The sequence below is a fragment of the Neisseria weixii genome, assembly GCF_042658245.1.
In the GTDB taxonomy this organism is placed as follows: Bacteria; Pseudomonadota; Gammaproteobacteria; order Burkholderiales; family Neisseriaceae; genus Neisseria; species Neisseria weixii.
In genome coordinates, this window is sequence record NZ_JBHSPY010000010.1 from 32,028 (window position 1) to 45,721 (window position 13,694).

The 13,694-nt window shown below is 48.2% G+C and carries 15 protein-coding genes and 1 tRNA gene; 11 read left to right on the forward strand and 5 right to left on the reverse strand.

Annotation, left to right across the window (positions count from 1 at the left end):
- Nucleotides 1-279 precede the first annotated feature (279 nt).
- The 7 genes from ACFPVS_RS06750 to ACFPVS_RS06780 all read left to right on the forward strand — a co-directional run bounded on the left by ACFPVS_RS06750 (nucleotide 280) and on the right by ACFPVS_RS06780 (nucleotide 5,581).
- Nucleotides 280-489, forward strand: a complete 210-nt coding sequence (locus tag ACFPVS_RS06750) for a hypothetical protein (protein ID WP_096295586.1) — start codon at nucleotides 280-282, stop codon at nucleotides 487-489.
- A 2-nt stretch (nucleotides 490-491) separates the two neighbouring features.
- A complete protein-coding gene (locus tag ACFPVS_RS06755) occupies nucleotides 492-701 on the forward strand; it encodes a hypothetical protein (protein WP_096295585.1) in 210 nt (69 codons plus the stop codon).
- A 142-nt stretch (nucleotides 702-843) separates the two neighbouring features.
- Nucleotides 844-1,194 (forward strand): hypothetical protein, encoded by a 351-nt coding sequence (locus tag ACFPVS_RS06760; RefSeq protein WP_096295584.1) that lies wholly within the window; start codon nucleotides 844-846, stop codon nucleotides 1,192-1,194.
- Between the two features lie 13 nt (nucleotides 1,195-1,207).
- Nucleotides 1,208-1,390, forward strand: coding sequence for a hypothetical protein (locus ACFPVS_RS06765; protein ID WP_096295583.1), 183 nt, complete (start codon nucleotides 1,208-1,210; stop codon nucleotides 1,388-1,390).
- A complete protein-coding gene (locus tag ACFPVS_RS06770) occupies nucleotides 1,387-2,478 on the forward strand; it encodes a DUF7146 domain-containing protein (RefSeq protein WP_096295582.1) in 1,092 nt (363 codons plus the stop codon). Before ACFPVS_RS06765 ends, ACFPVS_RS06770 begins: the two co-directional genes overlap by 4 nt.
- A 72-nt stretch (nucleotides 2,479-2,550) precedes the next feature.
- Nucleotides 2,551-4,320, forward strand: coding sequence for a DUF927 domain-containing protein (locus ACFPVS_RS06775; RefSeq protein WP_332457914.1), 1,770 nt, complete (start codon nucleotides 2,551-2,553; stop codon nucleotides 4,318-4,320).
- A gap of 898 nt (nucleotides 4,321-5,218) precedes the next feature.
- Nucleotides 5,219-5,581, forward strand: a complete 363-nt coding sequence (locus tag ACFPVS_RS06780; RefSeq protein WP_096295581.1) for a hypothetical protein — start codon at nucleotides 5,219-5,221, stop codon at nucleotides 5,579-5,581.
- A 92-nt stretch (nucleotides 5,582-5,673) separates the two neighbouring features.
- Here the strand turns inward: ACFPVS_RS06780 and ACFPVS_RS06785 are convergent, their stop codons facing one another.
- Both ACFPVS_RS06785 and fdhD read right to left on the reverse strand, forming a co-directional pair.
- Nucleotides 5,674-6,594, reverse strand: coding sequence for a formate dehydrogenase accessory protein FdhE (locus ACFPVS_RS06785; protein ID WP_096295580.1), 921 nt, complete (start codon nucleotides 6,592-6,594; stop codon nucleotides 5,674-5,676).
- Between the two features lie 82 nt (nucleotides 6,595-6,676).
- Nucleotides 6,677-7,474, reverse strand: coding sequence for a formate dehydrogenase accessory sulfurtransferase FdhD (gene fdhD / locus ACFPVS_RS06790; protein WP_123804410.1), 798 nt, complete (start codon nucleotides 7,472-7,474; stop codon nucleotides 6,677-6,679).
- A 116-nt stretch (nucleotides 7,475-7,590) separates the two neighbouring features.
- Here fdhD and ACFPVS_RS06795 point away from each other — a divergent pair, with 116 nt between their 5' ends.
- The gene (locus tag ACFPVS_RS06795) at nucleotides 7,591-9,081 is read left to right on the forward strand and encodes a subtype B tannase (protein WP_096296152.1); all 1,491 of its coding nucleotides are present in this window, start codon (nucleotides 7,591-7,593) and stop codon (nucleotides 9,079-9,081) included.
- Nucleotides 9,082-9,173: 92 nt separating this feature from the next.
- Here ACFPVS_RS06795 and ACFPVS_RS06800 read toward each other — a convergent pair.
- From ACFPVS_RS06800 to ACFPVS_RS06810, 3 genes are all read right to left on the reverse strand, one after another.
- Nucleotides 9,174-9,249 (reverse strand) — tRNA-Asn (locus ACFPVS_RS06800).
- 192 nt (nucleotides 9,250-9,441) lie between these two features.
- Nucleotides 9,442-9,942: a lipoprotein gene (locus ACFPVS_RS06805; RefSeq protein ID WP_096295579.1), complete on the reverse strand. Its 501-nt coding sequence runs from the start codon at nucleotides 9,940-9,942 to the stop codon at nucleotides 9,442-9,444.
- Nucleotides 9,943-10,136: 194 nt separating this feature from the next.
- A complete protein-coding gene (locus ACFPVS_RS06810) occupies nucleotides 10,137-10,484 on the reverse strand; it encodes a TonB family protein (protein WP_096295578.1) in 348 nt (115 codons plus the stop codon).
- Between the two features lie 720 nt (nucleotides 10,485-11,204).
- Here ACFPVS_RS06810 and dapF point away from each other — a divergent pair.
- The 3 genes from dapF (at nucleotide 11,205) to cysK (ending at nucleotide 13,685) form a co-directional block, all read left to right on the forward strand.
- A complete protein-coding gene (dapF, locus tag ACFPVS_RS06815) occupies nucleotides 11,205-12,053 on the forward strand; it encodes a diaminopimelate epimerase (RefSeq protein ID WP_096295577.1) in 849 nt (282 codons plus the stop codon).
- A 1-nt stretch (nucleotide 12,054) separates the two neighbouring features.
- Nucleotides 12,055-12,657 (forward strand): hypothetical protein, encoded by a 603-nt coding sequence (locus ACFPVS_RS06820; protein ID WP_096295576.1) that lies wholly within the window; start codon nucleotides 12,055-12,057, stop codon nucleotides 12,655-12,657.
- Between the two features lie 95 nt (nucleotides 12,658-12,752).
- Nucleotides 12,753-13,685 (forward strand): cysteine synthase A, encoded by a 933-nt coding sequence (gene cysK / locus ACFPVS_RS06825; protein WP_096295575.1) that lies wholly within the window; start codon nucleotides 12,753-12,755, stop codon nucleotides 13,683-13,685.
- Nucleotides 13,686-13,694: the final 9 nt, after the last annotated feature.

The following is a 13,694-nucleotide window of genomic DNA, read 5'->3' on the forward strand; positions in this document are numbered from 1 at the left end:
TCGGGCAATAATACGGCCATCTGTTCAATAGCAGATTCAGCCGTGAGAAGCTGACACAAACAGGCAAGCAGCCGCCTTATTCTCAATGAATTTGAGCGGGATTTTTACGCTTGCATTACCCCCTTGCGTTATCTCTTTCAATGGTAAGCGGGGGCAGAGTAAGGCTATGCCTTGCTGGTTCTGTTTGCCAGTTTCTCACCCTTTGCCCTTTGCTTGCCGCCCCGCAACCGTGAGAAGTTGCAGCGGCTTGATTAAGCCAAACAGAAAGAGAGCATTTCAATGCAAAACCATCAAACACAGGCTGCAAAGCCTATCCGCAGCGCATTCACGCGCCCGATTATTTCTCAAAAAATCCGCAGTTTTGACACGCTGGCCGAAGCAGGCCGCCATATCGGCCGCCTGCAACGCCACAAACTCAATTACCGTTTCAACATCATTCAGACCGGCCGCCGCTGGTGTGTTTGCCGTATCGTTTCAGGCGAGGTGTAACCATGAATCACACCGCCGCTTATCGTGTTTACCGCGACACATGGGATACCGACCAACCACACACCAGCTATACGGTTGAAATCATGCGCCCCGACAATCAGCGATGGCAGCGTATTGCCGTTGCTGACACGCGTGAGAGCGCATTACTGGCCGCGCGTTTGTTTTGCAGTCGTTACGGCTGGCAGCTTTCAGACGGCCACATGCCAAACTAACCCCCGATAACCGCCCTTGCTATTGCTGATATGCGTTACAGCAGGGGGAACTACATCTTTAATTGAGCGTGTGTTTCTGTAAGTGATTGATTTATATCAGTCATGACAAAAGCAAAGCACCGCCGGAAAGTGAGCAAATATCATGAAAACCAACACCACCAACGCCCCTAAAACCATCAACGCCACCGCAGGCTATACCTGTCTTTGCAGCTTGTTGGACAACCTGTTCAAACTGGCCGAGCCGCAAATCCGCCAATTGAGCAAGCAGGAGACGGAAATCTTAACCGAATTGATGAAGGGCGCGGAAAACCATCTTGCCGATATTCAGCACGGTATGGGCATAGTAATGAACTCAATACCGCAAGAGAACTTGGAATTGCAGGGAGCTGACTTTTACCACGGCCTGACCCAAACCCTGCTATTGGGCGAAAGCCGAACCATGTTGAGCGATTTGGCCGATGATTTGGCCTTTGCCGCCGAGCAACGCGGCTGAAAGGATAACCGCCATGAAATACGCTATCCGCACCGCTTTGGCCGCCGCCGTTGTCATGACGGTTTACGCCTGCACCAAGCCCGCCACCGCCGAACCGATGGCAGCAGAGCCGCCCGCCGCATGGGAGCAAGTCTATACCGCCGATCCGATGGCAGCCGTGGTTTATGAGCCGATACCGAAAGGAGCAGCGCAATGAGCCGCCTTGATTATCACGAAATCCGACAATGCGCCGCCGGTAACTGGCACGGCATTTTAACCGCACTTGGCTTGCCGTCTGAAAGCCTGACCAACAAACACCAGCCATGCCCTGCTTGCGGCGGAACAGACCGCTACCGCTTTGACGATAAGGGCGGTAACGGCGGCTTTATCTGCACCCACTACAAAAACGGCGCGGGCGACGGCTTTGACTTGCTGATGCACTACTTCGGTTATTCATTCCATGAAGCAGCGTTAGCCGTTGCCGGTGTATTGGGCATGGCAGAGCAGACACCAGCCGCCGCGCCGCGTGCGGTACCGCTCCCACCCCCGAAAACACCGCCCAAAGACCGCCTGAATAAACTGGCCGCGATATGGGAACAGGCCGCACCGTTGACCGATGGCGACCCTGTTTGCGGTTATCTGCAAGGCAGGGGGCTGTCCATTGCCGAGCCATACCCCGAAGCATTGCGTTATCACGCCGCCTTGCCCTATTGGGCGGAATGTTTGGAAGGCTGGAAAGAAATAGGCCGCTTTCCCGCCATGATTGCCGCCATTACCGAAACAGACGGCACATTGGCAGGCCTGCACATTACCTACCTGAAACGCTGCTACACCAAACCGCAGGGCGACGGCGGCGGCCATACGCAGAGCTACACCAAACTGAATTTGCACCACCCCGAAACAGGGGCGCAATTACCGGCCAAAAAAATGCAAGTGAGATTCGAGGGAGTGAGCTGGTTATCAGGCCATGCCGTGCGGCTGTTTCAGCCGGTAAGCAATGCTTTGATGGTGTGTGAGGGCATAGAAACCGCTTTAGCCGCACATGAATTGACCGGCTGGCCGGTATCGGCCTGTTTAAGCACCGGCGGCCTGAAATCATTCAAATGGCCGTCTGAATTGCAGGCATTGGGCATTTACGCCGACCATGACGCAGCAGGATTGGAAGCGGCCGGCAAGCTGGCACGGCGGGCAAAACAGGCGGGCTTAGACGTGTTTATTTGGAAAAGCGACACGCCCGATACCGATGCGCTGGATGAATTGAACGCCATGCGGGCAGCGGAAGCAGCAGGCGGTATCAACGATTGACGGCAAAGCAAAAGCCGCCTGATTTTCAGACGGCCTTTGCACACGGAAAAAGCATTTAACGGAGATTGAATAATGACAGACACCGCAGAGAAAGACAAGCAGACCGGCAGAAAACCCGATTTTATTAAACTGTTCGAGGGCGTGGACAGCATGAACGGCGAAAGCTATCAATTGAAACCCCGCTACGAAGTAAGCAGTAATGGCGTACAGTACATCGGCATTACCCACGATAAAGACGGTAATTCCCGCGAGCAGCCGCCGTTATTGCTGGCCGATCCGATTGAGCTAATCGGGCGGGGCATAGACGAACAGGGCAGCCATTACCGCATTATCGAATGGCGCGACCGCCTGACCCGCCAAACCAAGCAGGCGGCTATACCGCAGGCCGATATAGGCAGCAATGCAGGCTGGCGGCAATTACAGCAATACGGCATTACCATCTTAAGCGGGCGCGTGAAGCGTGAACGTTTGGCCGATTATCTGCAAAACCACGGCAGCAACCGGCCATATACCATTACCGACCGCGCAGGCTGGCATGGCGGCGTTTATCTGTTACCCAATGGCGAAGCAATCCACCACGGCAAGGAAGCCCCGCGCATTATCTACAATGGCGACACCAGCCAAGCAGCAGCCTACACACCGGCGGGAACGCTGGAAGCATGGCAGCAGCAGATAGCCCGTTATGCAGCCGGTAACAGCCGCCTATGCCTTGCCCTTGGCACCGCCTTAGCCGCGCCGCTGTTGTCGTTATTGGGCGAAGAATCGGGCGGTTTTCATCTGTATGGCGATTCATCGGACGGCAAGACCACCGCCGCGCGTGTTGCCTTGAGCGTATGGAGCAGGCCGTCTGAAAGTATCATGACATGGCAGGGAACGGCCTTAGCGTTTAACAACACCGCCGCCGCCCGCAATGACGGCTTGCTGGTGTTGGACGAAATCAGCCAAGCCGCCCCCAAAGTAATCGGCAATACCGTGTATAGCCTGATGAACGGTGTAAACAAAGCACAGGGCGCAAAAGACGGCGGCAATCGGGCTTTGACCCGCTGGCGTGTGTTGATGCTTTCCACCGGCGAAAAAACACCGAGCAGCATTCTGAAAGCAGATAACGACTGGAACGCAGGGCAGGCAACCCGCTTGCCCAATATCCGAGCCGCCGCACAATACGGCATTTATGACACGCTGCACGGCTTTACCGATGGCGCGTTATTGTCGGAGCATTTGCAGGAAGCAGCAGAGCAGCACCACGGCCACGCAGGACGCGCATTTATCCGCCTGACAGACCAAACCGCACCCGCCGCCGTCAAAGAGCGCATCGCCGCATTTACGGCAACGTTGCCCGAGCTTTCAGGCCAAGCCCGCCGCTTTGCCCGCCGCTTTGCATTGGTTGCCGCCGCCCTGGAGATGGCCGCCCCTGTTACCGGCTTGCCCGCCGGTGTGGGCATGGCCGGTGTGAAACAATGCTTTGACGAATGGTTAGCAACCAACGGAACAGGCAAGTATGAAGATGAAAAAATCAAAGAGCAGACAAGCGACTTTATGCAGCGGTTCGGGCAGAGCGTGAGATTTACCGATTGGAACAGCACCATAGGCGGCAGCACCGACCGCAACCACGCAGGCTGGATTAAGCGGGGCGGGCAGAAAGAAGCTGACGAGTATTGGATTATTCCCGCCGTGTTTATTGACGAAATATGCGGCAGCTTTGACCGGAATAAGGTTTGCCGCGTGTTATATGATGCAAACTGGTTAAAGCGCAACGAAAAAGAAAACCGCTTTACCTACAAAAAGCGTGGGTATGGGGCGCATTATGTACTGATCGGCATTGAGCCGCCCGAGCCGAAATAACACCGGCCAAGCAAAGGCCGTCTGAAAATTCAGGCGGCTTTTTTGTGTTTCTAGGGTATTTGGGGCAGGGAAACAGGCTGACCGGCTGAAAATGTTCCCGCTGTTCCCGCTGGTGTATTTTCGATATTTATTGTTTTAAATCATTGGGATAGATAGTAAATAGGGCGGTTTTGGCGGAAAGTGTTCCCGCTGGCCAAAAAGGGAGCGGGAACATTTTGTTACCAAAAATCAATTATTTAAGTCAAATGTTCCCGCGTTCCCGCTGTTCCCGCTGTTTTTTAGCACCTATATACGCTTATTTTTAATTTGGGGTGGATGGGGCTGTTTCAGCCGATAGGTTAGGCCGTCTGAAAAATGATGCAGGCGGCCTAAATCTGATTTGCGCCGGTAAGCAAAAAACAGGGCGAAAAATGGGTGACTTGTGCAAATTTACGGTATTTTTTACGGTATTTTTAAATATTGAATAAATTTAGTTATTTAAAATCATATATTTGAATTAAAAATCAGGGTCTCTCCGTCGCAATCTAACGCATTCCGTCACTATGGTTTAAGTAAAAACCGCTTTTAATTATAAAGCGGTTTTGTTGCATCTGAGGCTTTGTTTTTATCATCTATGTGCTAGTATGATTTATTGCTTTAGTTACGCACAATAATTAATATCAGATTATCTTAAATAAACTAATGTTTTTTTACGCTATCATTTTAACTATTTCTTTTTCTTATAAAAAATAAGTAAAGAAAATGGTGTTTTGCTACTTGTGTCTGTTTTTTTAAAGGATAAATAGGGTATTTTTAACCAAACCGGTTTGCTATCTCAAATTAGTTTTGCTAATATGAAATTGTAGTCTGGTGAAATGAATTTATTAATATTAATAATTTAATACGATAGGAGATGGATATGAAAGTAGCTCATTTATTAGCAGTTTTGCCGGTTGCGGCGATTTTGGCTGCGTGTAACTCGGTGCATCCGCAACAGGTTGAGGCGGAGCATGATTTTGTGTGTGACAATGGTGCAAAAATCCGTGTTTCCGGTACGACTAAAGGCGGTGCGGATCGTGTGAAAGTGACTGCTCTGAACGTGGCGGGCAATCCGAGTGCGGTATTGCAAAAAGCGCCTGCAGGCCAAGGTGAGCGTTTCCAAAATAATGCCGGTTTCTTTGGCAATGCGACAGAATTGCGCATTGTAGACGGTGTTACAACCCTGACCTACGATGATAAAAACAATAAATTCCAAACCAAGTGTGAACCGGTACCGCGTTAACGTTAAGAAGTGATTGGCTTGGATGTGAATATAAAAGCCGTCTGAAAATTTATTTTCAGACGGCTTTTTGTATTAATAACAGAATGACGGAATTAATCTAACAATAAAAAAGGATTGCCGCCGGCGCGGTCGAAACCTGCTTCGCCGACCACAATGTCCAAGCCCAGTGAGGCCAAGTCATCGGCTACAGGGTCGGCATATTGCTGTTTGTCGAGCCGGTAAAGTTTGCGGTAGCTGTGGCAGGATTTACAGCTTTCGGCATGCGCACCTTGATATACCGGCGCCAATTCCGGGGTGCTTTTTTCATCGATGTGCTGAATGCGCATATTGCCTGCATCGCCGCAAGTCGGGCATTTGGCGCGCAGTACGTTCCAGCGGCTGTTGCACAAGGGACAATGCATGTAGCGCAAACCGTTTAAATCGCCTTTGATCAACACCACGCTGCCGACCGGTTCGGTGCCGCAGCAAGGGCAGATGGTGCGGTCTTCGGTTGGGCGGACATGGTCTTCGGTCAGTTGCAATGTCCATGCTGTCCAAATTACTTGCAGCGCGGCTTGCGCCCAGATTTCGGCCGATCGGTCTTGGTCTTCGGTGGTTTGGGTCAATACGCGCTTGGCCAAGGCTTCGGCTTGTGCTTGGCTCAAGGCTTTCAACTTGCTCACTTCGATGGCGGCGGTGGCGGTGATTTTGCCGTTCACTTCTTTCAGAATGTCGCCAAAGACTTCAAAAAATTCAGACGGCACATTGCCACTCAAGGCTGCCGGCAAAACGGTTGCGCTTTCTCCCAATTGGTTTAGGGTTAAATCATGGCGCGCCATCACAGTTTGTTGCGCTTCGCAAACGGTGGCAAGCAGTGACAGGTAAAGATTCCATTTGCTTTTGTCTGCCTGCGCCAATTCCTTGAAACGCACCGCACGTTCGGTAAAAATTTCTTTTTCCGGTGCCAGCCAGAAAGGAGTGTGGAACAAGCCTTTTTGGATTTCTTCAACTGGCTTGATGGTGGTGGTTTTCATGTATTTTCCTTGTGGTGTGTTTCAGACGGCCTATTCATCAACAGTCGGTCTGAAAAAATATGTGTCAAGCGGATTTGAATATTTATTTCACAATATATTGCGGATGGGTATAAACGGTAAACTTATGCGGGCGGGCGAAACCGATTAAGGTCATACGGGCTTGTTCGGCCAAGCGCACTGCCAGCGCGGTTGGGGCGGATACGGCGACGATGCTGCCTATGCCTATGGCGGCGGCTTTGGCGACCATTTCGTAACTGGCGCGGCTGGAAATCAGCGCGAAGCCGTGCTGCCAATCGTAAGCTTGTTGCGTGCCGTGGCCGATTAGTTTATCTAAGGCATTATGTCTGCCGACATCTTCAAACGTGGCTGAAATACGGCCGTTTTGCACCCAAGCAACGCCGTGCACGGAGCCTACGGATTGCCGTAAGGGTTGATGGTTATCGAAATCGGCTAAGACCGTCTGAATGTCGGTGATGGTCAAGGCTTGACCGCGTGGTACTTGCGGCAATTGCGGTTTGACCGCGGCTAAGCTGTCAATGCCGCACAAACCGCAGCCGGTGCGGCCGGTCATGTTGCGGCGGCGTTCTTTTAAAACTTGAAAACGTGCGGAAGCGATGTCGAGATGAACTTCAATGCCGTCGCAGGCTTCGTTGACTTCGATGTCGTACAGTTCGGAAGCTGTGGTCAAAATGCCTTCGCTCAAGCTGAATCCTAAGGCCAAGGTTTCCAAATTTTGCGGCGTGGCCATCAAGACCACATGGGTAATGCCGTTATAGACCAGGGCAACGGCGGTTTCTTCGGCCAGCACGTCTTGTTCTTTATGCAGGCCGTGTGTATCGGCACGATATACGGTGTAGCTTTGCAAGGGGAGGGAAGTCATGAGTGAGGTCGTCTGAAAAGCACTATTATAGCGCGGTTTTTTCTGCTTCTTAACCCGAATAAACCAAAGTTGGGCGCATAATTGAAATCGTTCATTGAATGATTAAGGTTATCAGCATGAATGCAGTAAATAAAACATTATTGACGGTTGCCGTGGCCATAGGCTTGGGTGCTTGTGCGGCCGTATCAGGTAAGGTGAACCATGACTTGGATTTTTCCAAACAGCCATACACCGAGCAAAGCATGGTGGTAAATGGCGAAACGATTAGATTCCGTGCTTATGAGGGCATTGTGTACGTCAAAAATCTGATCGATGCCGAGTATGAAGTGATGAATATTTATGTGCCGGAGCAATATTATCAAAATGGCAGCATTGACGGCTTTACAGCAGAGACAGCACCGATTTTCTTTCCCAATCAAATTGGTGGCTATATGCCTGCCAAACCGGCGAAGCCTGAATTGAAAAGCCCGTACGGGTCAATAGCTGAAAATGCGGTGCAATCACCGAATGCGGCAGCGGTGGCCTTATCGAAAGGCTATGTGGTGGCTTTGGCAGGTGCGCGCGGCCGAACTTCTGCCAACGGTAAAGCTCCGGCAGCAATTGTCGATTTAAAAGCGGCAGTACGTTACTTGAAAGCCAATGATAAAGTGATGCCGGGAAATGCTGAAAAAATTATTTCCAACGGCACCAGTGCGGGTGGTGCGCTTTCTTCATTATTGGGCGCAAGCGGCAACCATCCGGATTATGAAGCGCATCTGAAAGCCTTGGGCGCAGCGAATGCGCGCGATGATATTTTTGCCGTTTCCGCATATTGTCCGGTTACCGATTTGGAACACGCCGACATGGCTTATGAATGGCAGTTCAACGGTGTCAACGATTACAAAAAAATGAGCGTAACCATGCTCGATTACAACGTCAAGCGCGAATTGGTGCCGGGCACGCTCACCGAAGCGCAAAAAAACTTGTCGGATAGACTCAAACCCATGTACCCCGCCTACATCAACAGCTTGAACCTGAAAGATGCGAAAGGCCGTGCATTGACTTTGGATCAACATGGCAACGGCAGCTTTAAAGATTTCGTGACCGTATTTTTGGCGCAATCGGCACAGAAACAATTAGATGCCGGCAAAGAAGTGGAAGCCGCTTGGTTGGCGGTGAGCAACGGTAAGGTAACGGCGGTTGATTTTGTCCAATATGCAAAAACCGCAGGCCGTCAGAAAACGCCGCCTGCATTTGACGGCGTGGATTTATCGACCGGTGAAAACCAATTGTTCGGCAATGCCGATACCGACAAACAGCATTTCACCGCATTTGCCATGACCAACAGCACCGTAAAAGGCGCAACCATGGCTGCCGCAAAAGACATTAAAATGATGAATCCGTTGAATTATGTGGGCGACGCCAACGCGAAAATGCCGAAAAACTGGCGCATCCGCGTCGGTACCAATGACCGCGACACTTCATTAGCGGTGTCTGCCGTATTGGCGGCCAAGCTGCAAAACAATGGCGCAAAAGTTGATTATGCTTTGCCTTGGGGAGTGCCGCACAGTGGAGATTATGATTTAGACGAATTATTTGCGTGGATGAAGCAAGTAAGTACGCAATAAAAATCAATGCCGTCTGAACCTTTTCAGACGGCATTGATTTTTAGAAAACACAAAAGAATAAAAGCCTGAACATATGTTCAAGCTTTTTAATTTGGCTCCCCGACCTGGGCTCGAACCAGGGACCTGCGGATTAACAGTCCGTCGCTCTACCGACTGAGCTATCGGGGAATGGAGCGTATTATAGCGTCTGCAAAAAATGTGTCAACCGATAAAAGGTAATAAACTCGTAGCAATATTACAAATAATTGAAAGCTAAGAAAATTTATTTTATCTGTAGCATTCGATGGCAAGGTTATGTTATTAAGCGGTCTGAAAGCTAGGCGTCATCATGATTTGCGTAAGCTGTGTATTTTGCAGTAATCAGTATTTTGCGCTAACCAATTTGCCGTTTTGGAAAACTTGCTGCTGCATAACGTTGCCGTTGTAAGCATAAGTCGTCAGCGAGCCATTGGCCGGTGTCGCGCGAAATTGCATTAATTGGTCACGGTTGATGGTGTAAGGGTCGGTGCGCTTGATGCTGTTGTCGCTGTAAAAATCTTGCACCACATATTCGTTATTGCGCTTGCTTAACAATTGACGGTAAAAACCGCCTTTCACCGCATTATTAGAAGCATTGCCGTGTGTGTCAAAATAAGTCACGATTTGTTCGTCAATGATATTCACGCCACTGTTTTTGCTTTGGTCGGTGTTGGAACCGATTTTGGTTTGATCCAAGCGAACAGGGATATTCAAAGAAGTGCCCAAGCCGACATGGCTGCCCAATCGGGTACCTACGCCCAAGCCCACAGACATGCCGGGTGTGCCTACCGAGCAGGCGCTTAAGGCGGCAATGGCGAGTGCGGCTGACAGAATTTTTTTCATTGTTTTCCTTTGGAAATTTCTTCATTAAAACTGACGGTTATGAGTATACCGTTTCTTTTGCTGATTTTCGTTATGCTAGGTAAAAATCAAAAATTAGCAGATGTTTTGTTGGTTTTTGGAAACGAAAACGCCAACAAGCGCTTTCTTGGGAAAGTGCTTGTTGGCGCTCGGGGTAAACAAGGAGATGTAATAGTTTATTTCAAGCTGGCTTGTTGAATATTTTTGCCTTCTGAAAATTTGATTTCTTTCACAACACTGAATTCTTGAGCAATGCCGTTGATCAATACAGGTGACATGGTCTGCGCTTCCATCCATTGAACAGCGCTGTTGTCGATGCTGCTTGAGCCGCTGCTGCGAACCACGCGTACATTATGAACATCGCCGTCTGCACCAATAGTCAATCGCATGGCTACCTTGCCGGTAATCGGTGTAGTGGCTTCAGAGACTTTTTGATAGAAAGCAACATTGCTTGCCATGACGGTTTGTGAACCGGCTAAAAGGGTGAAAGCAACTAAAGCGGTTAAAGTTTGGCGGATGTTCATGATATTGTCCTTATGAGTTAAACGTTTGTCGTAATTTTGTTAATGTGTAATTTTTTAATTTATAAAAATTTTGTTTTGTCGGAACATATTGTTGTGTTCCGTGTTTCGATGTATGCATTTTGCAATGTTTGTGGATAAATGACAAGCGATAAATGAGCAAAAATTTCGATAAGCGGTTTATTTTTTAGTAGTTATTATTCTAATTGTTGACATTTTAATTTTGAAATTTATTTTATATTCAAGCGGCTTTAAAAAAATATGACAAATTAATTATTTAAAAATCATATATTTGTTTTGGATAAAACGTTAAGGGGTGAAAGATGCTGATGCTTTAAAATTTAAAAATACCGTTTATTTCCTTAAAAATACCGTTTGTCGTATTTTTGCACCGATTGTTAGGAGTGTTGTTTTTCGTGCACAATATTGGGGTTGTGATGAAATATTTTTAGATGATTCTTACAAAATGTAATCAAGATGCTGTGTTATTTCGCTTCAATGTTGTCATAGCTAGAAGTGGTAGGACGTAAAAATTGAGCTGAACTAAGGTAGAATGTGTTCCGATGGTATTTTGAACCAAAATAATTTTAGTATTTAGCAGTTGAAATAGTTTAATTTGACGAGCATGACGCTTTATATATTTATATTTATATTTAAGTCATATAGTAAGTCTGTCTGCTGGCTGAATAATACCTTCAGGCAGATAACGGTTAGGAAGTAATGATGAAAACTTTAAAATTTACAAAAATGCACGGCTTAGGCAATGATTTTATGGTGGTTAACGGCATTGAGCAGCAGTTTGATCCAAAAGAAGCGCCTTTGGCGCAATGGTCTGACCGTTTTCGCGGAGTGGGTTTTGACCAGCTTTTGGTGGTGGAAAAGCCATCATCCGAAGCGGTGGATTTTCGTTACCGAATCTTTAATGCAGATGGCAGAGAAGTAGAGCAATGCGGTAACGGTGCGCGTTGTTTCGTGCGGTTTGTCGTGGATAAAGGCTTAACCGACAAGCAGGAAATATTGGTAGAAACCGCCGGTGGTGTGATTGTGCCGAAATTACTGGATAACGGTTTGATCACAGTAAATATGGGCAAACCGAAATTTATGCCGTCTGAAATTCCGTTTGTACCGGTGAGCAATGAAGCAGATGATGCTTTAACGCATATTGTGTTGGTGGGTCTGGAATCGATTTCGGTGAGCTGCGTCAATATGGGTAATCCGCACGCAATCATTGTGGTTGAGGACACGCAGAATGCACCGGTCGAGCGTTGGGGCGAAGCCATCGAATCGCACAATCAATTTCCGGAACGCGTGAATGTTGGTTTTATGCAGATTGTAGATCGACAATCGATTCGGTTGCGTGTTTATGAGCGTGGTGCGGGCGAAACGCAGGCATGCGGTACAGGTGCTTGCGCGGCAGTTGTGGCCGGTGTGCAGTTAGGTTTACTGGATAGCGGTGTGCCTGTTAAAGTGAGATTGCCCGGTGGGGAATTGTTTATCAGTTGGCAGAATGGTGATGATGTGATGATGACCGGCCCTGCTGAGACGGTGTTTGAAGGCGAGTTGCAATATTAAGATGGTTTTTCATTTTGATTTATGGGCGGCCGTGATTTATGCCGTATTTTTCTTGGGGCTGATTTTCAAAGCTGAGAAATTCCAATGGTTTTGGGCGGCAGTAATCACATGGCTGGCTGTGGGCTTTTTAGGTGCCGAATTGATACCGGGTGCTTGGGGCATCACCCATATCGGGCCTTTGTTTATTCCGCATTTTTATTTAACGGTAGGCAGTATTTTTTTCTTTTTAAATCATTGGCTAAAAACGCCCGACGGCCAATTTTGGCAGGCTGATGAAGCGCATCCCTTGTTAAGCTTGTTTGCAGTCAGTAATGCGTTGATGACTTCGGTGTTTATTTTGCTGGCAGGTATGGTTTGGTATCATTATCCAGAAGGCACTTCTGTTTTTTCCATGCCGGCATTGTTGGTTTTTTATGCTCTGGAACCAAGCTATTGGTTTGTATTGCAATTGGTTTTAATGGCAGTATTTTATGTGCACCGCGCTAAAATTATGAATCAATCGGCCAGCTTATTCAGCAGCCGGCAATTGCAAAGCGGTTTTTTGATGTTGTTGATTGTTCAGGTGGCGGTAATTTTATCCATCATCATGGTAGGGCGTTTTTAAACAAAAAGTTATAAAGTAAGAAATATTAAATATTGGTTTTTCAGACGGCCTCAGATTAACATGCAGGCTGTATTATCTTTATTCAGGAGCAGAACATGAAAATTGCAAACAGCATTACCGAACTAATCGGCAATACCCCGTTGGTGAAATTAAACCGTTTGACCGAAGGTTTAAAAGCCGACGTTGCTGTGAAGTTGGAATTCTTCAACCCGGGCAGCAGCGTAAAAGACCGTATTGCAGAAGCGATGATTGAGCAGGCGGAAAAGGCCGGTAAAATCAACAAAAATACCGTGATTGTTGAAGCAACCAGCGGTAATACCGGTATCGGTTTGGCAATGGTATGTGCTGCCCGCGGCTATAAACTGGCCATCACTATGCCGGAGAGCATGAGTAAAGAGCGCAAAATGTTGTTGCGTGCATTTGGTGCCGAATTGATTTTGACACCGGCTGCAGAAGGCATGGGTGGCGCGATTGCCAAAGCACAATCTTTGGTTGACGAAAATCCAAGCACTTACTTCATGCCGCGTCAATTTGACAATGAGGCCAATCCGCAAATCCACCGTGAAACCACTGCCGAAGAAGTTTGGCGTGATACCGATGGTAAAGTAGATATTTTTGTGGCTGGTGTCGGTACTGGCGGCACAGTAACGGGTGTGGGAGAAGTATTGAAACAACACAAACCCGATGTCAAAATTGTTGCGGTAGAGCCGGAGGCATCGCCGGTATTGAGCGGTGGTGAGAAAGGTCCACACCCGATTCAAGGTATTGGCGCCGGTTTCGTACCGAGTGTATTGAATACTTCTATTTACGATGAAATCATCCAGGCGCCAAATGAAGCTGCATTCGAGACTGCTCGTGCGATGGCGGAAAAAGAGGGTATCTTGGTGGGTATTTCTTCCGGTGCAGCCGTTTGGAGTGCATTGCAATTGGCGAAGCGCCCTGAAAACGAAGGCAAATTGATTGTGGTATTGATTCCTTCTTATGGCGAGCGTTATCTTTCTACGCCATTATTTGCCGATTTGGCATAATATTGGTTT